Annotated in this window: 20 protein-coding genes and 1 tRNA gene; 10 read left to right on the top strand and 11 right to left on the bottom strand. The window is 70.7% G+C overall.

The annotated features are described in order from the left end of the window. Positions 1–197 precede the first annotated feature (197 nt). Complete coding sequence (locus tag BMH31_RS05275; RefSeq protein ID WP_046454773.1) at positions 198–686, top strand: Lrp/AsnC family transcriptional regulator; 489 nt, start codon at positions 198–200, stop codon at positions 684–686. Between the two features lie 71 nt (positions 687–757). Further along, positions 758–1,333, top strand: a complete 576-nt coding sequence (locus BMH31_RS05270) for an isochorismatase family protein (RefSeq protein ID WP_099723745.1) — start codon at positions 758–760, stop codon at positions 1,331–1,333. A 3-nt stretch (positions 1,334–1,336) separates the two neighbouring features. Here BMH31_RS05270 and rraA read toward each other — a convergent pair whose 3' ends face one another. The 4 genes from rraA to BMH31_RS05250 form a co-directional block, all read right to left on the bottom strand. Beyond that, positions 1,337–1,813: a ribonuclease E activity regulator RraA gene (gene rraA / locus BMH31_RS05265; RefSeq protein ID WP_099723746.1), complete on the bottom strand. Its 477-nt coding sequence runs from the start codon at positions 1,811–1,813 to the stop codon at positions 1,337–1,339. Between the two features lie 100 nt (positions 1,814–1,913). Beyond that, a complete protein-coding gene (locus BMH31_RS05260) occupies positions 1,914–3,692 on the bottom strand; it encodes a sodium:proton antiporter (RefSeq protein ID WP_099723747.1) in 1,779 nt (592 codons plus the stop codon). 85 nt (positions 3,693–3,777) lie between these two features. Continuing rightward, entirely contained in the window at positions 3,778–4,986 is a 1,209-nt protein-coding gene (locus BMH31_RS05255) for a winged helix DNA-binding domain-containing protein (RefSeq protein ID WP_099723748.1), read from the bottom strand. A gap of 42 nt (positions 4,987–5,028) precedes the next feature. Continuing rightward, on the bottom strand, positions 5,029–6,111 hold the full coding sequence (locus BMH31_RS05250; RefSeq protein WP_099723749.1) for an NADH:flavin oxidoreductase/NADH oxidase: 1,083 nt from the start codon (positions 6,109–6,111) through the stop codon (positions 5,029–5,031). 119 nt (positions 6,112–6,230) lie between these two features. Between BMH31_RS05250 and BMH31_RS05245 the strand changes: the two genes are divergently transcribed. From BMH31_RS05245 to BMH31_RS05230, 4 genes are all read left to right on the top strand, one after another. Beyond that, positions 6,231–7,553, top strand: coding sequence for a DUF2130 domain-containing protein (locus BMH31_RS05245; protein WP_099723750.1), 1,323 nt, complete (start codon positions 6,231–6,233; stop codon positions 7,551–7,553). Further along, the gene (locus BMH31_RS05240; RefSeq protein WP_099723751.1) at positions 7,550–10,174 is read left to right on the top strand and encodes a DEAD/DEAH box helicase; all 2,625 of its coding nucleotides are present in this window, start codon (positions 7,550–7,552) and stop codon (positions 10,172–10,174) included. Before BMH31_RS05245 ends, BMH31_RS05240 begins: the two co-directional genes overlap by 4 nt. A 189-nt stretch (positions 10,175–10,363) precedes the next feature. After that, the gene (gene wecB, locus BMH31_RS05235) at positions 10,364–11,659 is read left to right on the top strand and encodes a UDP-N-acetylglucosamine 2-epimerase (non-hydrolyzing) (protein WP_099723752.1); all 1,296 of its coding nucleotides are present in this window, start codon (positions 10,364–10,366) and stop codon (positions 11,657–11,659) included. Beyond that, positions 11,656–13,134 (top strand): glycosyltransferase family 2 protein, encoded by a 1,479-nt coding sequence (locus BMH31_RS05230; protein WP_099723753.1) that lies wholly within the window; start codon positions 11,656–11,658, stop codon positions 13,132–13,134. Before wecB ends, BMH31_RS05230 begins: the two co-directional genes overlap by 4 nt. A gap of 54 nt (positions 13,135–13,188) precedes the next feature. Here the strand turns inward: BMH31_RS05230 and BMH31_RS05225 are convergent, their stop codons facing one another. Continuing rightward, on the bottom strand, positions 13,189–13,554 hold the full coding sequence (locus tag BMH31_RS05225) for a DoxX family protein (RefSeq protein ID WP_099723754.1): 366 nt from the start codon (positions 13,552–13,554) through the stop codon (positions 13,189–13,191). 104 nt (positions 13,555–13,658) lie between these two features. On the opposite strand from BMH31_RS05225, the gene BMH31_RS05220 reads away from it, so the two are divergent. Both BMH31_RS05220 and BMH31_RS05215 read left to right on the top strand, forming a co-directional pair. Continuing rightward, positions 13,659–14,612 carry a Ppx/GppA phosphatase family protein gene (locus BMH31_RS05220; RefSeq protein WP_099723755.1) on the top strand — a complete coding sequence of 318 codons (954 nt, stop codon included), beginning with the start codon at positions 13,659–13,661 and terminating at the stop codon, positions 14,610–14,612. Between the two features lie 103 nt (positions 14,613–14,715). Then, a complete protein-coding gene (locus BMH31_RS05215; RefSeq protein WP_099723756.1) occupies positions 14,716–15,165 on the top strand; it encodes a hypothetical protein in 450 nt (149 codons plus the stop codon). A gap of 114 nt (positions 15,166–15,279) precedes the next feature. Here the strand turns inward: BMH31_RS05215 and BMH31_RS05210 are convergent, their stop codons facing one another. After that, positions 15,280–15,663 carry a VOC family protein gene (locus tag BMH31_RS05210; protein WP_099723757.1) on the bottom strand — a complete coding sequence of 128 codons (384 nt, stop codon included), beginning with the start codon at positions 15,661–15,663 and terminating at the stop codon, positions 15,280–15,282. Between the two features lie 168 nt (positions 15,664–15,831). On the opposite strand from BMH31_RS05210, the gene BMH31_RS05205 reads away from it, so the two are divergent. Beyond that, positions 15,832–15,903 (top strand) — tRNA-Gln (locus tag BMH31_RS05205). A 77-nt stretch (positions 15,904–15,980) separates the two neighbouring features. Here the strand turns inward: BMH31_RS05205 and BMH31_RS05200 are convergent. Next, the gene (locus BMH31_RS05200; protein ID WP_099723758.1) at positions 15,981–16,550 is read right to left on the bottom strand and encodes a MarR family transcriptional regulator; all 570 of its coding nucleotides are present in this window, start codon (positions 16,548–16,550) and stop codon (positions 15,981–15,983) included. A gap of 173 nt (positions 16,551–16,723) precedes the next feature. Here BMH31_RS05200 and BMH31_RS05195 point away from each other — a divergent pair, with 173 nt between their 5' ends. Continuing rightward, positions 16,724–17,878 (top strand): ferrochelatase, encoded by a 1,155-nt coding sequence (locus BMH31_RS05195; RefSeq protein ID WP_241898164.1) that lies wholly within the window; start codon positions 16,724–16,726, stop codon positions 17,876–17,878. A gap of 42 nt (positions 17,879–17,920) precedes the next feature. Here BMH31_RS05195 and BMH31_RS05190 read toward each other — a convergent pair whose 3' ends face one another. The 4 genes from BMH31_RS05190 to BMH31_RS05175 all read right to left on the bottom strand — a co-directional run bounded on the left by BMH31_RS05190 (position 17,921) and on the right by BMH31_RS05175 (position 20,899). Continuing rightward, entirely contained in the window at positions 17,921–18,817 is an 897-nt protein-coding gene (locus BMH31_RS05190) for a dihydrodipicolinate synthase family protein (RefSeq protein WP_099723828.1), read from the bottom strand. Between the two features lie 50 nt (positions 18,818–18,867). Further along, positions 18,868–19,740 (bottom strand): EamA family transporter, encoded by an 873-nt coding sequence (locus tag BMH31_RS05185; protein WP_241898146.1) that lies wholly within the window; start codon positions 19,738–19,740, stop codon positions 18,868–18,870. Further along, positions 19,737–20,336, bottom strand: a complete 600-nt coding sequence (locus BMH31_RS05180; protein ID WP_099723759.1) for an XRE family transcriptional regulator — start codon at positions 20,334–20,336, stop codon at positions 19,737–19,739. The genes BMH31_RS05185 and BMH31_RS05180 overlap by 4 nt, the downstream gene beginning before the upstream one ends. Before the next feature lie 89 nt (positions 20,337–20,425). Then, complete coding sequence (locus BMH31_RS05175; protein ID WP_099723760.1) at positions 20,426–20,899, bottom strand: carboxymuconolactone decarboxylase family protein; 474 nt, start codon at positions 20,897–20,899, stop codon at positions 20,426–20,428. Between the last annotated feature and the right edge of the window lie 97 nt (positions 20,900–20,996).

Raw genomic sequence — 20,996 nt, 5'->3', positions numbered from 1 at the left:
GACAGCGTTGGGACAGCGAGTGATCCGCGCCGCACGGGCTTCGGAGCCGGTCGGACGCTCTGCCGATCGTCGCCGCTCGTCGCTGCGCGGGTCACCACTCGCATGGAAGCATATTCGAATCTCGCGGCTTTCGGTGGAAATTTTCGCGAAAATCGTCAATGATTGCAGTACCAGCAACTGTTTCGAGTGGAGTCTGCATGGATCGGGCGAAGAATCTGCGTTCTGAAGTGGCTCTCGACGAGGTCGACCGACGGATTGTCGAGGAGCTGCAGCTGAACGGACGCATTACCAACGCCGAACTGGCGGATCGGGTGGGCATCGCGGCATCGACCTGCGTGGCGCGCGTGCGCAGCCTCGGGTCCCGCGGCATCATCACCGGTTTCTCGGCGCGCGTGGATCCCGCAGCCATGGGCATGCACCTCCAGGTGATGGTCAGCGTGACCATCCGCTCGGGCGCGCGCCAGCGGATCCAGGAGTTCAGCGACGAGCTGCAGTCGCTGCCCGAGGTGATGCAGCTCTTCTTCCTCGGCGGCGTCGAGGACTTCATCATCCACCTCGCGGCGCGCGACGCCGATCACGTCCGCGAGTTCGTGATGGATCACCTGTCGGTGCACCCCGCCGTGTCGAGCACGCGCACGAGCATCGTGTTCGCGCACCACGCGAACCCGGTGCGCTTCGAGGAGTAACCCGCTACGCTCGCGGTGAGTCCGGCGCGCGAACGCGCGGATCCGGGCGACACCGAGCGAGGGGATGCCGCATGGCTCGCGGGCTGCTGATCGTCGACGTGCAGAAGGACTTCACCGAGGGCGGCGCGCTCGGGGTCGAGGGCGGTGCCGCGGTCGCCGCCGGGATCACGGAGCTGCTGCGGAGCGATCCCGGCTATGCGCTCGTGATCGCCTCGCGCGACTGGCACGACCCCGAGGGGTCGAACGGCGGGCACTTCGCGGCCGACGGCGAGCAGCCCGACTTCACCGGTACTTGGCCGAGGCACTGCGTCGCGGGCACCGAAGGCGCCGCGTACCATGACGCGCTCGACGTGGGGCGCATCGACGTGCACGTGCGCAAGGGCATGGGGGAGCCTGCCTACTCGGCGTTCGAGGGAGTGACCACGCGCGGAGCCCGCCTGGTCGACGTGCTCTCGGAGGCCGGGATCGACGCGCTCGACGTGGTCGGCATCGCGACCGACTACTGCGTCCGCGCTTCGGCGCTCGACGCGCTGGCCGCGGGCCTCGCGGTCGCCGTGCGGACCGAGCTCATCGCGGGCGTCGCGCCCGAGACCTCGGCCGCAGCGCTCAAGGAGCTCGCCGCGGCGGGTGTGGGGATCGCCCCGTAGCGGTCAGACCTCGCCGTCGGTGAGGATCCCGTCCTCGTCGCTCCACACGGTCGCGCCCGGCCGGAAGGTCGCGCCGCCGAACGACACCACCACGTCGGCCTCGCCGGCGCCGGTCTTGCTCGACTTGCGGGGGTTGCTGCCGAGCGCCTTCATGCCGATGGGCAGCTCGCCGATGGCGACGCGATCGCGGATCACCCCGTTGACGATGATCCCGGCCCAGCCGTGCTCGACGCCGAGCGCGGCGATGAGGTCGCCCACGAGCGCGGATTCCAGCGAGCCCCCGCCGTCGACCACGAGCACGGCCCCGTCGCCGGGCGTCGAGAGGATCGCCTTGAGCAGCGCGTTGTCGCGGTGGCAGCGCACGGTGCGGATGGGGCCGCTGAATCGCGCGTGCCCGCCGATGTTCTGGAACTGGAGCGAGACGGACTGCACGGCGTCGCCGAGCTCGTCGACCAGGTCTGCGGTGCTGAATGCGGCCATGGGTGTGCGCTCCTTCGTCGCGTGCGGATCCGCGGTCGCGGATCCGGGCGCCTGCCCTGCAGCGGCGCGTCGGGACCCAGCGTAGCGGGCGGGCACGAGCTCAGTGATGCTGCGGCGGCGTGAGCCGGGATTCGTGCGCGTCGAGCGCGAGCTCGGCCGTGCGCAGCGCCTGCGAGCTGTACTGGCCGATGGCGCGCTCTTCGAGCAGCGCGTCGCGCTGGGCCTCGAGCACGAGGCGGGCGAGCCGCAGGTATTCGAAGGCTTCCCGCTCCATCTCGCTCGGTTCGGCGTCGGATTCGCCCGAGTGCTGCTCGGCGGCGACCGCGAAGGCGAGCGGCGCGAGCGCGTTCTGCGCGCTCGCCCGCACGCGTTTCGCGACGGCCTCGGACGGGACTCGGTGCGACGGGTCGGCCTCGGCGAGCGCGCGCTCGCGCTCGATGATCCCGTCGAGCGCGGTCGTCGCCTCCTCCACGAGGTCCTGTCCGAGCGAGACGAGCTCGTCGGAGCGCTCGTCGGCGGTGGGGCCCGCGGGGCGCAGACGGCGGATCACCCAGGGCAGGCTGAGCCCGTGCAGGAGCAGCGTGATCGTGGCGACGATGAAGGCGATGAGCACGAGCTGGGGACGGTAGGGCACGGTCGTGGGGATCGACTGGGCCGCGGCGAGCGTGACCACGCCCCGCATGCCGCTCCAGCCGAGGATGAAGGCGCCGCGCCAGCCGAAGCTCTGCGTCTGCGCGTGCTCCAGGTCCGCAGCCGTGCGCCGGGCCATGCGCTCGACCCGCTGCAGCTTCGCCGCGTAGCGCTCGCTCTTCTCCTCGGGCACTTCGATGGTGCGGGCCCGCGAGACGAGCCTGCGCATGCCGGTGGCCCGGGCCTCGTAGCGCGGCAGCGCGCGGGCGAGGGACTTCACCAGCGGGATCATGAAGATCATGCGGCAGAGGATCAGGATCGCGACGACGCCGACCGAGATGAGTCCGATGTGCACGATCGTGACCTCGCTGTCGCCGACCTGGTCGACGAGGGTGTGCAGTTGCAGACCCATCACCAGGAACACGCCGTTCTCGAGGATGAACTGCACGGTGCGCCAGTTGAGCCGCTCGTTGATGCGGGAGGTGGCGCTGAACTTCTTCGCCGCGTGATGCCCCGAGTAGAGGCCGGTGATCACGACGGCGAGCACGCCCGAGGCGCCGACGGCCTCGGTCGGCACGAACGAGATGAACGGCACGGTGAACGAGACGATGGTGTCGTAGACCGGGTTGACGAGCTTCGACCGGAGCCAGACGGTGAGCACGCCGATGAGCAGACCGATCACCACCGCGACCGAGACGGCGAAGGCGAACTGGCCGACGGCCTCCCAGAAGACGAAGCTGCCGGCCACCGCCGCGATGGCGGTGCGGAGGAGCACGAGCGAGGTGGCGTCGTTGACGAGGCTCTCGCCCTCGAGGATCGTGACGAGGCGCGGGGGCATGCCGAGACGCTTGCCGATCGAGGTCGCCGCGACGGCGTCGGTGGGCGCGACGACCGCGCCGAGGGCGATCGCCGCGGCGAGCGGGATCTGGGGCACCGCCAGGTGCAGCAGCGCGCCGATCGCCACGGACGACACGATCACCAGCACCACCGAGAGGCCCGCGATGGGGCCGACGTTGCGGCGCAGATCGAGGATCGGCACGTTGACGGCGGCCGAATAGAGCAGCGGCGGCAGCACACCGAGCAGGATTATCTCGGGATCGAGGTTCACGGGCGGAACGCCGGGGACGTAGCCGATGCCGATGCCGAGCACGACGAGGAGCAGGGGTGCGGCGACGCCGATGCGGCCGGACAGCATGGATACTCCGACCACGATGACCAGGCCGAGCACGGCGAGCAGTGCGAGTTCCATGCACTCAGCGTACCGACGGGTGCGCTGAGGGAACCCGGGCCGTGCTGCCGGGCTTTGCGACGCGGTCCGCCGCGGAGCCGTTCGGTCAGCGGACCGTGCCGACCGAGCCGATCTCCGCGGTGACGCCCTGGAACGCGCCCCAGGCCGCGGCGTGCGGCCGGAGCGCGCGTGCGCCGAGCCTGCCGCCACCGGGGAAGAGCTCCGCGTCGATGCGGGTCGCCTTCGCGCGTGGCGTCCTGAGCCAGATGCCGCGCACGCGTCCCCGCTCGACCACCGTCGCTCGGAACATGCCGTTGCGGCCGGGGACGATGCGCTCGAAGTGCTCGGGGGCGAGCACGGACGAGCGTTCGGTGTAGCCGAGCAGGTGCTCGTCGAAGCCGGGGAGCAGCAGCACCTCGGGCACGCCCGCCGCGGCCGCGGTATCGCCCGTGAGGATCGTGCTCGGACCGTCGAGCAGCGCGGGCTCCGCCCAGTAGCGCGCGTCGTCGACCTCGACGGGTGCGAGCCGCCGCTCGGACGCCGCCGCGGCGATGCCCCGGCGGGCGACGGTGACGGGCAGGCCGGTCCACCAGGCGAAGTCGCGATCCTGAACCGGACCGCGACCGCGGGCGAACCGCGCCGCCAGTTCGGCCAGCGCTTCATCGCCGTCGAGCGCGCGCGGCGCGCGGATCCACTCTTCGGCGAGCACGAGTCGCGGCTCGCCGCCGTCGGTGCTGGGACCCTGCACGAGCAGGCCGTTCTGGCAGAGCCACCAGACCACGTGGTAGCGCCAGGCGCTCTGCACCTCGATGCCGGCCTCGGCCCAGGCCTCGGCGAGTTCGTCGCGCGAGAGCGACCTCCCGCCGGTGAGCGCGGCGACGGCGACGTCGGTCATGCGCGCGAGCGACTCGTCGTCGAGGCCGAGTACCGCTCGGCGCTTGGCCGCCCCGGGCAGTACCCGGTGGTTCGTGGCCTGCTGCATCCAGCCGATGTCCTCGGCGGGTACGACGTGGATGGTGCCGCGCATGGGCCAGGAGCGCACGACGAGGCCGCGGGCGAACGCCTCGCGCACGTCGGTGTCGGAGGTGCCCGGCGCTCGGAGCCCGAGCGCCCAGCGCGAGGCGTGCCAGTCCTGCCCCTGGAGCGCGAGCAGGCCCTGCGCGACCGCGTGGACGCGCTCGGCGCCGTCGGGCTGCTCGGCGCCGTCGGGCTGCTCCGTGGCAGCAGCACCGGGCAACGCCGCCCAGAGGCCGAGCGAGCGCATGCGCCAGCCGATGAGGTCGGCGGTGCCGGCGGAGAGCGCGGGGTCGGTCATGGCATCACTCTAGGGGTGCCCGCCGACATCGGGGAGGGACGGTCAGAAGCGGGCCCGCCAGTACTGCCGGGGGACGAGCGCGTCCGCACCCGGTGCCCGCAGTTCGTGCGCCCAGCGCAGCGGCAGGTGCGGATCCCGCAGCAGTGCGCGACCGAGCAGCACCACGTCGGCCTGGCCCGTGACGAGGATGCCCTCGGCCTGCGCAGCCTCGGTGATGAGACCGACCGCACCCGTCGGGATCCCCGCTTCGCGCACGGCCGCGGCGCAGTGCACCTGGTACGAGGGACCGACCGGGATCGGCGCGCTCGGCGCGTTGCCGCCCGTGGAGCAGTCGACGAGATCGGCGCCGTCCTCGGCGATCCACACGGCGACCTGCTGCGCCTCGTGCAGCTCGAAGCCGCCGGGGATCCAGTCGGTCGCCGAGATCCGCACCAGGATCGGGAGCGCGGGGTGCTCGGCGCGGACGGCGCCGACGACCTCGCGCAGCAGGCGTGCCCGATTCTCGAGCGATCCGCCGTACGCGTCGGTGCGGAAGTTCGAGAGCGGCGAGAGGAACTGGTGCAGCAGGTACCCGTGCGCCGCGTGGATCTCGACGGCGTCGAGCCCGGCGCGCACCGCCCGCGAGGCCGCGTCGACGAACGCGCGCACCAGGTCGGGCAGCTCGTCGGAGTCGAGCGCCCGGGGTTCCGCGAAGTCGTCGAAGGCGACGGCGGACGGCGCGACGGTCGGCCAGCCGCCCGCGCTCACCGGAACCGAGCCCTCGGGACCGCCGGGCATCCAGGGGTAGGTCGATGCCTTGCGCCCCGCGTGGCCGAGCTGCACGGCGAGCTTCGCACCGTGCCCGTGCACCATCTCGGCCAGGCGCGCGAACGCGGCCTCCTGCGCGTCGTTCCAGAGTCCGAGGCAGAACGGCGAGATGCGGCCCTCGGGCACGACGCCGGTCGCCTCCATGATCACGAGCCCGGCGCCGCCGCGGGCGAGACCCCCGAGGTGCGCGAGATGCCAGTCCGTCGGCATGCCGTCCCGCGCGTCGGCCGAGTACTGGCACATGGGCGACACCCAGATGCGGTTGCGCACCTCCGTGTCTCGCAGGCGAATGGGACGGAAGAGCAACGGGTCGGCCATGGTCAGCGAGCGTACTCCGGTTCGCCGAGCGATCGCCCGGCGGCCGACTGTCCGATGTCCGAGGGATCTGCCAATCTGGACGGGTCCGCCCACAGCACCCGCGAGAGAGGATCGGAGCGATGCACGAGATCAAGTGCCCGCACTGCGGCAAGGCCTTCACCATCGATGAGGCCGGGTACGCCGACATCCTCGCGCAGGTGCGCGACGCCGCGTTCGAGCAGCAGCTGCACGAACGTCTCGAACTCGCCGAACGCGACAAGGCGAAAGCCCTGGAACTCGCGAGCGAGCGGGCCGCGGGCGAGCTGCAGCGCGCGGCGGCCGCGAAGGACGCCGAGATCCAGCAGCTGCAGGCGCGGCTCGACGCGGGGGAGACCGCGCGCAAGCTCGCCGTCGCCGAGGCGCGCGGCGCGCTCGAGAAGGAGCGCGACGAACTGCGGGCGCAGCTCGAGAGCGCCGAGCTCGCGCGGAAGCTCGCGGTGAGCGATGCGGTGGGCGCCGTCGAGAAGCAGCGCGACGAGCTTCGGGCCGAACTGGATCGCGCTGCGCTCGAGAAGGAGCTCGCCGAGAAGTCCCTGCGGGAGCGCTACGCCATCCAGCTGCAGGACCGTGACGACCAGATCGAGCGCCTGCGCGACATGAAGGCGCGCCTGTCGACGAAGATGATCGGCGAGACGCTCGAGCTGCACTGCGAGAACACCTTCAACCGCGCCCGAGCCATGGCGTTCCCGAACGCCTACTTCGAGAAGGACAACGACGCGCGCACCGGCAGCAAGGGCGACTACATCTTCCGGGACTACGACGACCGGGGCATCGAGCTCGTCTCGATCATGTTCGAGATGAAGAACGAGGCCGACGAGACGGCCACCAAGAAGAAGAACGAGGACTTCCTGCGGGAGCTCGACAAGGACCGTACCGAGAAGGGGTGCGAGTACGCCGTGCTCGTCTCGCTGCTCGAACCCGACAGCGAGTACTACAACGACGGGATCGTCGACGTCTCGCACCGCTACCCGAAGATGTACGTCGTGCGGCCGCAGTTCTTCCTGCCCCTCATCGCGCTGCTGCGCAACGGATCGCTGAACGCCCTGCAGTACAAGGCCGAACTGGAGCAGGTGCGCGCGCAGAACATCGACATCACGCAGTTCGAGGAGCACCTCGAGACGTTCAAGGACGCGTTCGGGCGCAACTACGACCTCGCCTCGCGGCAGTTCCAGGAGGCGATCAAGCGCATCGACACCTCGATCGCCGAGATGCAGAAGGTGAAAGACAACCTGCTGAAGTCCGAGAACAACCTGCGCCTCGCGAACGACAAGGCGCAGGGCGTTACGATCAAGAGGCTCACGCGCGGCAATCCGACCATGCAGGCGAAGTTCGCCGAGATCGAGCAGTCGACGTCCGCGGCGGCGGAATCCGCGCCGGACTCTAAGGAGAATCCCGACACATGAGCCTGCAGCAGGCCCTCGACGCGGTCCGCGAGAACGACGGCGATCCCGAGGAGGCGTTCGCGGCGTTCGAGGAGTGGGCGCTCGAGGAGCGCGGCCTCAGCCTCTACCCCGCCCAGGAGGAGGCCGTGCTCGGCATCACGCTCGGCAGCAACGTGATTCTCGCGACCCCGACGGGAACGGGCAAGTCGCTCGTCGCGATCGGCGCGCACTTCATCGCGGTGGCGGCGGGCCGCCGCACCGTCTACACCGCGCCGATCAAGGCCCTGGTGAGCGAGAAGTTCTTCGACCTCGTCGGGATCTTCGGCGCCGAGAACGTCGGCATGGTCACCGGTGACACCGCGATCAACGCCGACGCCCCGATCCTGTGCTGCACCGCCGAGATCCTCGCGAACCTCGCGATCCGCGACCGCGACGTCGACAATCCGGAGGCCGGCGGCATCACCCAGGTGGTGATGGACGAGTTCCATTACTACGCCGATCCCGACCGCGGCTGGGCCTGGCAGGTGCCGCTGCTGCTCATGCACGACGCGCAGTTCCTGCTGATGTCGGCCACGCTCGGCGACGTCACCGCGCTCGCCGCGGACCTGAGCGAGGCGACCGGCCGCGACACCGCGCTGGTCACCGGCGTCGAACGCCCCGTCCCGCTCAGTTTCAGCTACGAGGTCGCGCCGGTGCACGAGGTCGTCGAGCAGCTCATCGCCGATCGCGAGACCCCCGCCTACCTCGTGCACTTCAACCAGTCGCACGCGGTGGAGCAGGCGCAGGCGCTCGCGTCGATCAGGATCGTGGATCGTGCGGGGCGCGACGAGATCGCCGCCGCGATCGGCGACTTCCGCTTCTCGACCGGGTTCGGCACGACGCTCTCGCGGCTCGTCCGCTCGGGGATCGGCGTGCACCACGCGGGCATGCTGCCGCGCTACCGCCGCCTCGTCGAACAGCTCGCGCAACGCGGCCTGCTCCGCATCATCTGCGGCACCGACACGCTCGGTGTCGGCATCAACGTGCCGATCCGAACGGTCGTGCTCACCGCGCTGACCAAGTTCGACGGCGAGAAGATGCGCCGCCTCTCCGCCCGCGAGTTCCACCAGATCGCCGGGCGCGCCGGCCGCGCCGGCTACGACACCGAGGGCGACGTGATCGCGCTCGCGCCCGAGCACGAGATCGAGAACGCCCGCGCGGTCGCGAAGGCCGCGGCCAAGGCCGCCGACGGCAAGGGCGGCAAGAAGGCGAAGCCGGTCAAGAAGAAGGCGCCGCCGCAGGGCTTCGTCGCGTGGAGCGAGCAGACCCTCGACAAGCTCATCGCGTCCGAACCCGAACCGCTCGTGAGCCGCATGCGGGTCACGCACTCCATGGTGCTCGGCGTCATCGGCCGCGGCGAGGAATGGGAGGGCGAGGCCCTCAACACGATGCAGATGCTGATCTTCGACAGCCACGAGCCGCGGGCGGCCCAGTTCGCGCACGCTCGCACCGCGCTCGAGATCTTCCGCACCCTCCGCAACGGCGGCATCGTCGAGGTGCGCGAGCACGTCGACCCCGCCACCGGCGAGACCCAGCGCCTCCTCGGTCTCACCATCGACCTGCAGGCGAACTTCGCGCTGAACCAGCCGCTGTCGCCGTTCGCGCTCGCCGCCATCGAGCTGCTGGATCCCGATTCGGCCACCTATTCGCTCGACGTCATCTCGATCATCGAGGCGACGCTCGAGGATCCGCGTCAGATCCTGCGCGCGCAGGAGCACCGCGCCCGCGGCGAGGCGGTCGCGGCGATGAAGGCCGAGGGGATCGAGTACGACGAGCGGATGGAGCGGCTCGAGCAGATCACGCACCCGCAGCCGCTCAAGGAGCTGCTCGACGAGGCCTACGAGGCCTACACGGCCGAGGTGCCGTGGGCGCGCGACTACCGGCTGAGCCCCAAGACCGTGGTGCGGGACATGATCGAGCGCGGCTTCGGATTCCGCGACCTCGTGTCGTTCTACGGGCTGGGACGCGCCGAGGGTGGCGTGCTGCGTTATCTCTCCGACGCGTTCCGCGCCATCGAACGCACCGTGCCCGAGCAGTCGAAGACCGAGGAGCTCGACGAACTGATCGACTGGCTCGGCGAGCTCGTCCGCCAGGTCGATTCGAGCCTGATCGACGAGTGGGAGGAGCTCGCGCACCCGGATGCAGCGGCTCACGAGGCCGCGGAGCGCGCCTCCGCGGAGGGCCCCGTCGCGCCTCCCGCCATGCGATCGCTGCTCGGGAACGAGCGCGCCTTCCTGGTCATGATCCGCGGTGCGCTGTTCCGCCGGGTCCAGGCTGCGGCGTTCGAGCGCTACGACGAGCTCGCGGAGCTCGACGGGCCCGGCGGTTTCGGCGAGGATCGCTGGCGCGATGCGCTCGACGGATACTTCACCGAGTACGAGGAGATCGGGGTCGACGCCGACGCGCGCGCCGCGAACCTGCTGCAGATCGATCGCGGATCCGAGGCGGTGAGCGAGGGGGTCTGGCGGTTCCGCCAGGTGCTGCTCGACCCCGCCGGCGACCGCGACTGGGGCATCGAAGGTGTCGTCGACCTCGGCGAGTCCGAGTCCGAGGGCGAACCGGTGATCCGGGTGGAACGCGTCGGACCGCTGTCGGGGGTCTGATCCCGCGCGGCGCTCGCCGCTCAACGCGCCCCGCACCCGCACCCGCACCGCGACCAGCGCGTCGCCGTGCGGGGGCGATCCTATGCGCACACTGCGAGATTCCCCGGATCCCCTTGGCAGCTCGGCACGGACGCGTGAAGATATCCCCAACCGCGGATCCGACCTCCGCGGGCGGATCCGGGGGGACCGATGGTCGAAGAGAGACTGCAGCGTGTGCTCGTCATCGTCGGCACGCGGCCGGAAGCCATCAAGATGATCCCGGTGATCCGGGCGCTCGACGACGGCGCTCGGATCCGCCCGGTCGTCATCTCGACCGGGCAGCACACCCAGATGGTGCGAGAACTGTTCGAGGCACAGGGGAAGCGGATCGACGCCGACCTGCGCGTCGCGGATCCCGTGCACGATCCCGATTCGGGTGAGGACCGGCGGCCCACGCTCAACGAGATGGTCGCGCGGGTGATCACGGGGATCGACCGGATCTGGCGAGTGCAGGCCGTGCCCGAGCGCAATCGCTCCGACGGCCGACGCGGTCCCGACGGGGCGCTCGCCTGCCTCGTGCACGGCGATACGAGCTCCGCGGCGGCGGCGGCGCTCGCCGCGTTCAACCTGCAGCTGCCCGTCGTGCACGTCGAGGCGGGGCTGCGCACCTCGAACCTGCTGTCGCCGTTCCCCGAGGAGGGCAACCGGCAGCTCATCTCGCGCATCGCGGGCCTGCACTTCGCGCCGACCGAGACGAATCGCGAGAACCTGCGTGCTGAGCTGATCGACGACGACCGGATCGTCGTGACGGGCAACACCTCCATCGACATGCTCGAGTGGGCGACGCGGCAGCCGCTCGATTTCGGTCCGGGCCTCGAGGACCTCATCGCGGATCCCGACGCCCCGTTCGTGCTCGTCACCGCGCACCGACGCGAGAACTGGGGGATCGGCCTCGACCGCATCGCCGCGGGCGTGCGCGCGCTCGCAGAGCGGTTCCCCGAGGTCCGCTTCGTGGTGCCCCTGCACCCGAACCCCGTCGCGCGCCGCCCGTTGCTGGCCGCGCTCGCGAACCTGCCCAACGCGCGGCTCGTCGAGCCGCGCGGCTACGTGGCGTTCGCGCACCTCATGGATCGGGCGCTGTTCGCGCTGACCGACTCCGGCGGGGTGCAGGAGGAGGCGCCGGCGCTCGGCACCCCCGTGCTCGTCACGCGGGACACGACGGAGCGGAGCGAGGGCGTCGAAGCGGGGACCCTCGTGCTCGTCGGCACGGATCCCGAGCGGATCGTGGCGGAAGGGAGCGCTCTGATCGAGAACCCGGCGATGCGCGCGGAGCGCGGATCCCGACGGAACCCCTACGGCGACGGCACCGCGTCGGCACGGATCGCGCGGATCCTCGACGCGGTGTTCAGCGATGATCCCGGAGCGATGAGCGCGCGTGAGCGGGAAGTGCGCGCGGGCGTGCGTCGCCGCCTCGGGCTCCCGGACCCGATCGAGGGCGGCGCATGAGCGGCGGGAGCAGTCCGGTGCTGCTCGTGCAGGCGATCGTCGCGCCCGCCTCGCTGCAGGACGAGATCGACCGCACGGCCTACGCCATGGCGCACCTGTTCGACGGCTCGCCCCCGTGGTGCCAGCCCATCTTCGCCATCGCGCTGGCCCTGATCCTGGTCTCGGTGCTGTCGACGCTGATCCTCGGCAACCGATCCCGCAGCGAGGGGCGCCGCGAGCGCGACGACGATCGGGACCTGCCGGAGCTCGATGAGTCGGACTTCCTCTGGGTGTTCGTCGTGCCCGCGCTCAACGAGGAGGTGACGATCGCGGATTCCGTGGGGCGTCTGGCCGAGGTCGAGGTGCGCAACCGGGTGATCCTCGTGATCGACGACGGATCCGACGACCGCACGGGGGAGATCCTCGCGGGCCTCGACCTGCCCGAGCTCACCGTGCTGTCCCGCGTGCCGCCCGAAGCCCGCGAGGGCAAATCTGAGGCGCTGAACGCGGCCTGGCGGCACCTGCACGAGCGCGTGCTGCGGGTCGGTCGGTGGGCGGAATGGCCGGTCGAGCGCGTGATCTTCACGATCGTCGATGCCGACGGGCGCCTGGATCCGCGTGCCGGGCGCGTGAGCTGGCACTTCCGCGATCCCGAGGTCGGAGGCGTGCAGTCGCTCGTGCGCATCTACAACCGGACGACCCCGCTCACCTGGGCCCAGGACGTCGAGTTCGGGGTGTTCGGCAACCTGCTGCAGCGCGGGCGGATGGCGTGGGGCACAGCGAACATGGGCGGTAACGGCCAATTCAACCGGCTCGCGGCGCTCGACAGCGTGGCCGTGCGCGATGACCGCGGGCGCCTCGGCCCCTGGCGGGCGGGCCGCCTCACCGAGGACCAGGACATCGGGCTCCGCCTCCTGCACGCCGGTTGGCGCGGTGAGCAGGCCCGCAGCATCACCGTCTCGCAGCAGGGGCTCAACTCGCTGCGCATGCTCTACCGTCAGCGCACGCGGTGGGCGCAGGGCGGCTGGCAGGTGATCGATCTCGCGGGAGCGGTGCTGCGCGACCGATCGCACGGGATCATGGCGAAGCTGAGCCAGCTCTGGTACCTCGCGACGCCGATCGTGCAATCCTGCGTCGGCCTGTCCGTCGTGCTGAGCATCGTGTTCCTCATCACCGGCGAGGTGCGGCCGCACTGGACCATCATCATGGCCGTGCTGTTCTACCTGTTCACCGCGGTGCCCGGCATCATCGGCGTGCTGCACGCGCGCCACGGCCGCCGGGTGCGCGACATCCTCGTCGACCTGCTGATCGCGCACGGGTACCTGATCTACTCCTGGATCATCTACCCGGTGGTCTATCGGGCGCTGTTCCGGCAGCTGTTCGGGATCCGGTCCTGGGTGAAGACCAAGCGCGAAGCGCTGACCGAGGCCGACGACTCCGCCCCTCCCGGGGAGATGGGCGAGATCGGCGGCCCGTCGGGCGTCCCCGCGCGGTAGCGCGCGAGGACCGTCCGACGTCGGCGGGGTCGCGCGGGTCGCCCGGGCGCCCGATCAGAACCCGATGAAGCGGAACACGGCGACGAAGAGCGAGGCTGCGAGCAGCACGATGTTCATGCCGATCGCCTTGGTGTCGTCGTGGCGCACGTGCCAGACGATCGCGAGCACCATCACCACGGCGAGGCCGGTCGCCGCGAGCGGCGTCAGCACGGGCAGGATCCCGGTGAGCTGCGGCAGGATCAGGCCGATGCCGCCCAGGGCCTCGGCGAGTCCGACGAGCTTCACGCCCGCGGGGGAGTAGTCGTTCACCCAGGCCATCTTCTCGGCCAGCTTCTCCTTCGGCGTCGACATCTTCGCGATGCCGGCCATGAGGAAGACGGCCGCGAGCAGGCCGGAGACGATCCAGAGGGCGATCTGCATGGGAGTCCTTTCGAGAACCGTGCGATGCGCGCGCATCGGCACCGCGGGTGCAACCCGGATCCGCCCCGCGCTATTCCGGGCCGCGGCGGCACTATGCTTTCGACATGCGCCTCGGAGTGATCGACGTCGGATCAAACACCGTCCACCTGCTGGTGGTGGACGCGCACCCGGGCGCGAGCCCCGTGCCGTACCACTCGCAGCGCTCGGTGCTGCGGCTCATGCGCTACCTCGACTCCGACGGTGCCATCGTCGAGGAGGGCGTCGTGCGCATCGTCGACGCGATCCGCGAGGCCCGGGACACGGTCGCCGAGATCGGCGTCGACGACCTGATCGCCACCGCCACGTCGGCGATCCGCGAGGCGGCCAACGGCGAGGAGGTGCTCGCCCGCATCGAGCGCGAGACCGGGATCACGCTGCGCGTGCTGACGGGCGAGGACGAGGCCCGGATCACGATGCTCGCCGTCCGGCGCTGGCTCGGCTGGTCGGCGGGCGAGATCCTGCTGTTCGACATCGGCGGCGGCTCGTTCGAGATCGCCCAGGGCGCCGACGAGTACCCCGATGTGCAGGTGTCGCTGCCGCTCGGGGCCGGGCGGTCCACGATCAACTTCCTGGCCGAGGATCCGCCGCCGCGCGAGGCCGTCTCCCTGCTGCGCGCCCACGCGCGGGCCGAGTTCACCCGGGTGCGCGAGGAACTCTTCTCGGAGCGTCCGCGCCCGAAGCGCGTCGTCGGGACGTCAAAGACGATTCGCTCGCTCGCGCGGCTCATCGGCGGGCCGTCGGATCCGATCACCGGGGATCTGGCGCCGCTGCACTACGTCGGTCTGCGCGAGTGGGAGCCCTCGCTGCGCGAGATGCCGGGCTCGGTGCGCGAGTACCTGCCCGGGATCACGCCCGAGCGCGGCTACCAGATCATGGCCGGCGCGGTCGTGCTGCGCACCGCGATGAAGGTGTTCGAGGTCGACACCCTCACGATCTCGCCGTGGGCGCTGCGCGAGGGGATCGTGCTGCGGTACATCGATTCGCTCGATAGTCCCGGAGCGGACCCGGTCGAGAGCTGATGCGGAGCTGAGCGGAGGGAGTATCGCCCTCCACAGACGCGATCCATCCACAGATTCCCGGATCGGGCCCCGTGCCCGCCTGCCGGACGGCAGAGTCGAAGACATGAGAACTTCAGACTCCCGGCTCGACCCGGAACGCGTCCTCGCCACCGACCACGACCTCCAGGAGGTCCTGCGACTCCTGCTCCGCGAGGCCAATCAGCGGCAGTTCTGGCTGATCTTCCTCGACGGCACGCGGCGCATCGTCGGCCCGCTCATGCCGATGGACGACTACCCGATCAGTCCCGACGGCCCATCCGAAGTCGAAGGGCGAGCTGACGACCCGGTCATCGACGTGCTGTGGGATCGCATCGGCGAGATCGCGAAGATGGTCGGCGCGGCATCGCTCGTGCTGGTGTGGGAACGCCGTGGACCGGCGAAGTTCTCGAACGCCGACCTCAGCTGGGCGCGTGCCTTCTCAGCGGCGACCGCGGGCGGCGGGCCGCCGGTCCGCGCGCAGTTCCTGCTGCACAGCGACGGTATCCGTCCGATCGCCGTCGACGACCTGATCTGAGTCGTCGCGGCGGCGCTCCGATGCGGAACGGGGCCGCGGCTCATGCTGAGCTGCGGCCCCGTGCTCGCCCGCACCGATACTTGTCGGTGACGCGTGTGAGTCGGCGATCTTGCGTTAGCCGGCGATTTCCCGCACGGCGAAGTAGTGGCCCTCGGGGTCCGCGAAGTTGAAGGTGGTCTGCCCGCCGTGCTCGGCGATCGGGCCGACGGTGACGCCCTGCGCTTCGAGCTCATCGCGCATGGCGCGCACGTCGCGGCTCGCGAACAGGATCGACGGGGTCGCGAGGTCGAGCTCGGGCGACATCTGGGCGACCACTGCGCGGTCGAACAGGGTGAGCGCCGCCTCCGAGTCGGGGGTGTGCGCGATCTCGACCGAGAGCGTCTTGCCGTCCAGCTCCTGCGACGAGAGTTCGGTGAAGCCGACGGTGCCGACCCAGAAGTCGGCGACGGCGCGCGGGTCGGTGACGTAGATCATGACGTTGCCGAAGCGATCGATCACGGGTGGCTCCTCTGGTCGTGCGAGCGGGGGAGCGGGTGCTCCGGGCTCGTCCCGCTCCAGTATCCCGCGTCGGGGCGCGCCCGGGCGGCCGCGTTTTGAACTTTACCGAGGTTCGATGTAGAGTTGTCTCTCGGTGCCGCAGTCCTCCGGGCTTCGGAATCTCACCATTGGGATATGGTGTAATTGGCAACACTACGGTTTCTGGTACCGTCATTCTAGGTTCGAGTCCTGGTATCCCAGCAAAGTAAAACCCCCGCTCCGGCGGGGGTTTTCTCGTTCTCGGCGAGGTGCGTAGCCCGCTCGGCGGGTGCCGCGAGTCACGGGCGCTCGGGGGATGCGGGGTGCTCCTCGAACAGTGCGGCCTGGGGATCGTCCGCCTCCGCGAGGCGTGCGAGGAATGCGATGACCGTCGCGCGCTCATTCGGAGTCATGGCAGCTGCGACCGCGAGGCGTCGCGTGTGCTGTCGCCCGATCGTGTCTCGGGCGATGCGGCGGGTGCGATCCGTCACCCGGATGCTCACCGTGCGACGGTCGTTCGGGTGTGCGGTACGGGTCAGATGTCCGCCGTCGACCAGGCGATCGACGAGTTTGGTCGTCGATGCGCTCGAGATGCCGGTCTCGCGGGCGATGTCCTTTGGGGTGACGATCTCGCCGCGCCGCTGCGCGCGCATGATCATCCGGATCGCTCGCATGTCGGTCTCATTGAGCCGCATGTATTTGGCGGAGGATTCGGCGAGTTCGCGCGAGGCGCGCTGCCAGCGCTCGAGCTGGGCCATGACCTCGAGCGCCTGCTCCGCCTCGACCTCCGGCAGGTCCCCGAAATCCAGCAGTTCGGGCGCCACCGAGGCGCGCCGGTCGTGCGGTGGATGCGGGGCTCGCGAGGTCATGCGTCCATTCTATATTTCTCATGCTAGGTTAATCTCTCGCCAAGCTAAAGAAATACTGCGTGTCCGAACTCGGAGTCGGACACGTGCCGAGAGCATCAGGAGTCGACGTGAACGAAACGATCCAGGATTCAGCGCGACGCGAGGTCAAACCGAGCCGGGCCACCGCGGCCGCACTGGCTCCCGGCGCGGTGGTAGCCTCGGCGACGCCCGCGGCGCAGGCAGGTCCCGAGCACGTGACCGAGCCCGTCGCCTACGATGCGATCCTGCTCTCCGGGTTCGGCGGGCCGGAGGGGCAGGACGACGTGATGCCGTTCCTGCGCAACGTCACCCGCGGACGCGGGATCCCCGACGAGCGCCTCGAAGAGGTCGCGCACCACTATCGTCACTTCGGCGGTGTGAGCCCGATCAACGAGCAGAACCGGGAGCTGCGCGCGGCGCTCAGCGCTGCGCTTCGGGACGCCGGGATCGACCTGCCGGTCTACTGGGGCAACCGCAACTGGGCGCCCTACCTCGACGACGTCCTCGCGCAGGCCGCCGGCGACGGGGTCCGGCGCATGCTCGCGATCCCGACGAGCGCCTACTCCTCCTACTCCTCGTGCCGGCAGTACCGCGAGGACTGGGCGGACGCCCTCGAGTCCGCCGGCCTGCAGGACGAACTGCAGATCGACAAGGTGCGGCAGTTCTTCTCGCACCCGGGTTTCGTGCAGCCGTTCATCGAGGGGGTGTGGAGCGCGCTCGCCGAGGCCGAGCGCGCGGGCCATGCCCGGGAGCGCATCGAGATCCTGTTCACCACCCACAGCATTCCGACGGCCGACGCTGAGCTCTCCGGAGCGGGGCTGTTCTCGGACATCGACGGCGGCGGGTACGCGGCTCAGCACCTCGCCGTCGCAGAGCAGGTGATCCGGGAAGCCGCGCCCGGCGTCTCCTGGCGGCTCGTCTACCAGTCCCGCTCGGGCGCACCCTCGACCCCGTGGCTCGAACCCGACATCAACGACGCGATCGCGGAGCTGCGCGACCGCAGCGCGGTGATCATCGTTCCCATCGGCTTCGTGAGCGACCATCTCGAGGTGCTCTGGGACCTGGACCGGGAAGCGCTCGAGAGCGCCGAGGAGGCCGGACTCTGGGCGCGACGCGTCGCGACCCCCGGGATCCATCCGGCGTTCGTCGACGCCCTCGTCGACCTCGTTCGCGAGCGCGTGATCGGCCGTCCCGTCGGGAAGCGCGCGAACACGACCTCGATCGGCCCGTGGTTCGACGTCTGCCGGCCCGGATGCTGTGCGAAGGCCGGTGTGGAGCCCGGCCCCGCGATCGCCGGAATCGCGCCCTGAGTATCCGCGCCGTGCGTCCGGGGCTGGGTGGACCGCCCCGGCCTATGCCGTCAGTCCGAGCTCGCGCACGACCTCGGCGACCCGAGTCCGCTGCGGCACGGTGAGGCAGCGGATCGGCAGCGGCAGCGAGCGCTCGCCGACGAGGCCGAGCAGTTCGGCGATCGCGGCCACGACGCGAATGCTGCCGCCGAACTCGGCGAACAGGTTCCAGAGCGGAGCGAGGCGTTCGGAGGCCGCGACCGCGCCGGCGGGGCGTCCCTCCTGCGCCGCGCGGGTGATCTCTAGCGCCGGCGCGGGCAGCACGCCTCCGATCACCGAGTTCCAGGCGTCGCAGCCGGCGTTCAAGCCGTTTGCCGCCGACGCGTCGCCGGAGACGCCCACTGCGACGTCCGCGGGCACTGCGGCGCGCACGGCATCGACGCGCTCGCGGGCGGCCGCCGGATCGGCGGGCACGCTCGGGATCTTGACGGCGCCGATCCCGGGGAGCGCGGCGACGCGACCGATGAGCTCGACGGAGAACGAGAAGTGCGTGGTGCCCGGGTTGTCGTAGACGATGACGGGCAGCTCGGTGTGCTCCGTCGCCGTGCGGAACAGTTCGAACACGTCGTCGTCGGTGAGCCGCTGGTAGCTCATCGCTGGCAGCAGCAGGCCTGAAGCCCCCGCCGCTTCCGCGTCGTCGATGTGGTGCAGGACCCGCGAGGTGCGCAGGTCGCCAACCCCGACGAAGACGGGAGCGCCTGCCGCGTGCTCGACGGCGAGCCCGGCGACGCGGGCGCGTTCGGCGCGATCGAGGTACGGGTACGAGCCGGTGGACCCGAGCGCCGTGATCGAGTCCACGTCGGCGGAGCGCAGTCGCTCGATCAGCCCGACGAAGGCTCCCTCATCGATCCGGTCGTCGCGCAGGGGCGTGAGGGGGAAGGCGCTGAGGCCGGTGAACATGCTCATCACTGCTCCAGTATCGGGGAACGGGGCTGGGCCCGGCTCCGCAGTCAGGCCGTCCCGGCGGTGGGCGGTCGGGCGCCACCGCGCTGCGCCGACGCGCCGGCGATGACGACGAGGGCGATGCCGAGGATCTGCATCGGGCTCGGTGTCTGGCTGAGCACCACGATGCCGGTCAGCACGCCGAACGCGGGCTCGATCGAGAGCAGTGTGCCGAACGCGTGGTGGGTCATGCGGCGCAGCGCCAGCATCTCGAGCCCGAACGAGATCACCGGCGTGATGAGCGCGATGCCGGCCGCTGCCGCGACGATCCACCACGTCAGCTCGCCGCCGATCGCCTGGGGGATCCCGAACGGTGCGATCGCGAGGGAGGCGATCGGAATCGTGAGCGCGAGGCCGCTGATGCCCGAGAAGCGATCGCCGACGTGCTGCGTCAGCACGTTGTAGAGCGCCCAGCAGAGCGCCGCGGTGAGCGCGAAGCCGACGCCGACGAGGTCGATCCGGCCTTCCCAGGGTTCGGTGAGCAGCACGACGCCGATGAGCGCGAGTGCGGGCCAGATCAGCGCCCTGCGGTGCTTTCCCGCCAGCGCGGCGACGGTCAGCGGGCCCAGGAACTCGATCGCGACCGCGGTCCCGAGCGGGATCCGTTCCACCGCTCCGAGGAAGGACGCCGTCATGAAGCCGGTCACGACACCGAGGGCGATGAGCTTCGGCACGTCGGCGCGACGAATGGAGCGGAGCGACGGGCGGGCGATGACGATGAGGAACACCGCGCCGAAGCACATGCGCAGCCAGGCGGTGCCCGCGGGCCCGATGGCGTCGATGAGGCCGACCGAGAGCGCGTTCGAGACCTGGATCATGAGCATCGCGGTGATCGCCATCGACCAGGCCGGCACGCGTGCGGAGGCGAGTTTCGGGGTCATTCGGCACCGCCGGGACGGGTCATGCCGACGCCGGGCTCGAAGACCGCGAGCGTGAATCGCGCGGGCTCCGGCTTCGGGTTCTCGTACCAGTGCGCGGCGTCGGCGAGGAAGGCGATGGCGTCCCCGGCGTCGAGACGGAGCGTCTGCCCGACGAGGCCGATATCGAGGGAGCCCTCGTGCACGTGCAGGAGCTCGCGAGTGCCCTCGGAGTGGGCCTCGCTGTCGTGGCGGTCGCCGGGAACGAGGAGCCATTCCCACAGTTCCACGACGTCGGGCGGTTCGGTGCCGACGATGAGCGTGCCGTGGCTTCCCGGAGCTCCGCGCCAGAGGATCGCACCCTCGCCGGCGCGGGTCACCTTCGCCGCACGCGGCTCGGGCGGCTCGACCAGCGCGGGCAGTCCGAGGCCGAGCGCGTCGCTCAGGTGGAGCAGCGTGCCGACACTCGGATTCACCGACCCCTGCTCGACACTGACGACCATGCGGCGGCTCACGCCGGCCGCCTCGGCGAGCTGGTCGAGGGTCCAGCCTCGAGCGAGCCGTTCCTGCCGTACCCGGGTTCCGATCACCCGGGCCAGCGACTCTGCACCTGCATCCATGTGTGCAGCATAATGCACCAATAGTGCATTATGTGAGCCTGCGGGTCTGGCGTGCCGAGCTCGGCCCCGATCACCCGGGGGAGAGCGGGTCAGCGCAGCAGCTTGCCCGCGTCGTCGCGCGGTCGTACCGGGTGCTCGCTCAGGATCGATATCCGGTTGAACGCGTTGATCGCCGAGGCGACCCATTCGGCCGCGACGAAGGCCTCGTCGCCGAGCACATTGCGGGCGCCGGCGAGGTCCGCCTGCGCGTCCTCGCTCATCGGGAGCCGAGTGGCGGCGTCGGCGATGGCGAGCACCGCGGCCTCCCGCTCGCCGAAGATCCGGGTCTCGCGCCACGCCGGTAGCAGGTCGAGCTTCTGCTGCGGCACACCCGCCTCGCGCGCACCGCGGGAATGCAGATCCAGGCAGAACGCGCAGCCGTTCAGCTGGGAGGCGCGCACCTTGATGAGTTCCGTCTCGGCGGGGGTGAGCCCGAGCCGCGTCGCGGCGTCCGCGATCGAGGCGGAGAAGGCCTGGGCGGCCTGCCACGCCTCGGGGGCGATCTTGTCGAGATAGGGACGCACGGGGACTCCTTCCCGGTCGGTGTCGATGCTGGGGGCAACCGGCCGATGGGCGCCAGTATTCCGGCGAAACCCTCGGAATGGCAGGGGGGCCGGCGAC

It is taken from the genome of Leucobacter sp. OLIS6, from assembly GCF_002752355.1.
Taxonomy (GTDB): domain Bacteria; phylum Actinomycetota; class Actinomycetes; order Actinomycetales; family Microbacteriaceae; genus Leucobacter.
Note: the sequence above shows the minus strand (reverse complement) of the source record. Positions and strands in the feature narration are given on the sequence as shown.

What these genes read in the sequence shown, in the direction of transcription:
- BMH31_RS05275 (WP_046454773.1), top strand. Translation starts at nt 198, where the DNA reads ATGGATCGGGCGAAGAATCTGCGTTCTGAAGTGGCTCTCGACGAGGTC.
- BMH31_RS05270 (WP_099723745.1), top strand. Translation starts at nt 758, where the DNA reads ATGGCTCGCGGGCTGCTGATCGTCGACGTGCAGAAGGACTTCACCGAG.
- rraA (WP_099723746.1), bottom strand. Translation starts at nt 1,813, where the DNA reads ATGGCCGCATTCAGCACCGCAGACCTGGTCGACGAGCTCGGCGACGCC.
- BMH31_RS05260 (WP_099723747.1), bottom strand. Translation starts at nt 3,692, where the DNA reads ATGGAACTCGCACTGCTCGCCGTGCTCGGCCTGGTCATCGTGGTCGGA.
- BMH31_RS05255 (WP_099723748.1), bottom strand. Translation starts at nt 4,986, where the DNA reads ATGACCGACCCCGCGCTCTCCGCCGGCACCGCCGACCTCATCGGCTGG.
- BMH31_RS05250 (WP_099723749.1), bottom strand. Translation starts at nt 6,111, where the DNA reads ATGGCCGACCCGTTGCTCTTCCGTCCCATTCGCCTGCGAGACACGGAG.
- BMH31_RS05245 (WP_099723750.1), top strand. Translation starts at nt 6,231, where the DNA reads ATGCACGAGATCAAGTGCCCGCACTGCGGCAAGGCCTTCACCATCGAT.
- BMH31_RS05240 (WP_099723751.1), top strand. Translation starts at nt 7,550, where the DNA reads ATGAGCCTGCAGCAGGCCCTCGACGCGGTCCGCGAGAACGACGGCGAT.
- wecB (WP_099723752.1), top strand. Translation starts at nt 10,364, where the DNA reads ATGGTCGAAGAGAGACTGCAGCGTGTGCTCGTCATCGTCGGCACGCGG.
- BMH31_RS05230 (WP_099723753.1), top strand. Translation starts at nt 11,656, where the DNA reads ATGAGCGGCGGGAGCAGTCCGGTGCTGCTCGTGCAGGCGATCGTCGCG.
- BMH31_RS05225 (WP_099723754.1), bottom strand. Translation starts at nt 13,554, where the DNA reads ATGCAGATCGCCCTCTGGATCGTCTCCGGCCTGCTCGCGGCCGTCTTC.
- BMH31_RS05220 (WP_099723755.1), top strand. Translation starts at nt 13,659, where the DNA reads ATGCGCCTCGGAGTGATCGACGTCGGATCAAACACCGTCCACCTGCTG.
- BMH31_RS05215 (WP_099723756.1), top strand. Translation starts at nt 14,716, where the DNA reads ATGAGAACTTCAGACTCCCGGCTCGACCCGGAACGCGTCCTCGCCACC.
- BMH31_RS05200 (WP_099723758.1), bottom strand. Translation starts at nt 16,550, where the DNA reads ATGACCTCGCGAGCCCCGCATCCACCGCACGACCGGCGCGCCTCGGTG.
- BMH31_RS05190 (WP_099723828.1), bottom strand. Translation starts at nt 18,817, where the DNA reads ATGTTCACCGGCCTCAGCGCCTTCCCCCTCACGCCCCTGCGCGACGAC.
- BMH31_RS05185 (WP_241898146.1), bottom strand. Translation starts at nt 19,740, where the DNA reads ATGACCCCGAAACTCGCCTCCGCACGCGTGCCGGCCTGGTCGATGGCG.
- BMH31_RS05180 (WP_099723759.1), bottom strand. Translation starts at nt 20,336, where the DNA reads ATGGATGCAGGTGCAGAGTCGCTGGCCCGGGTGATCGGAACCCGGGTA.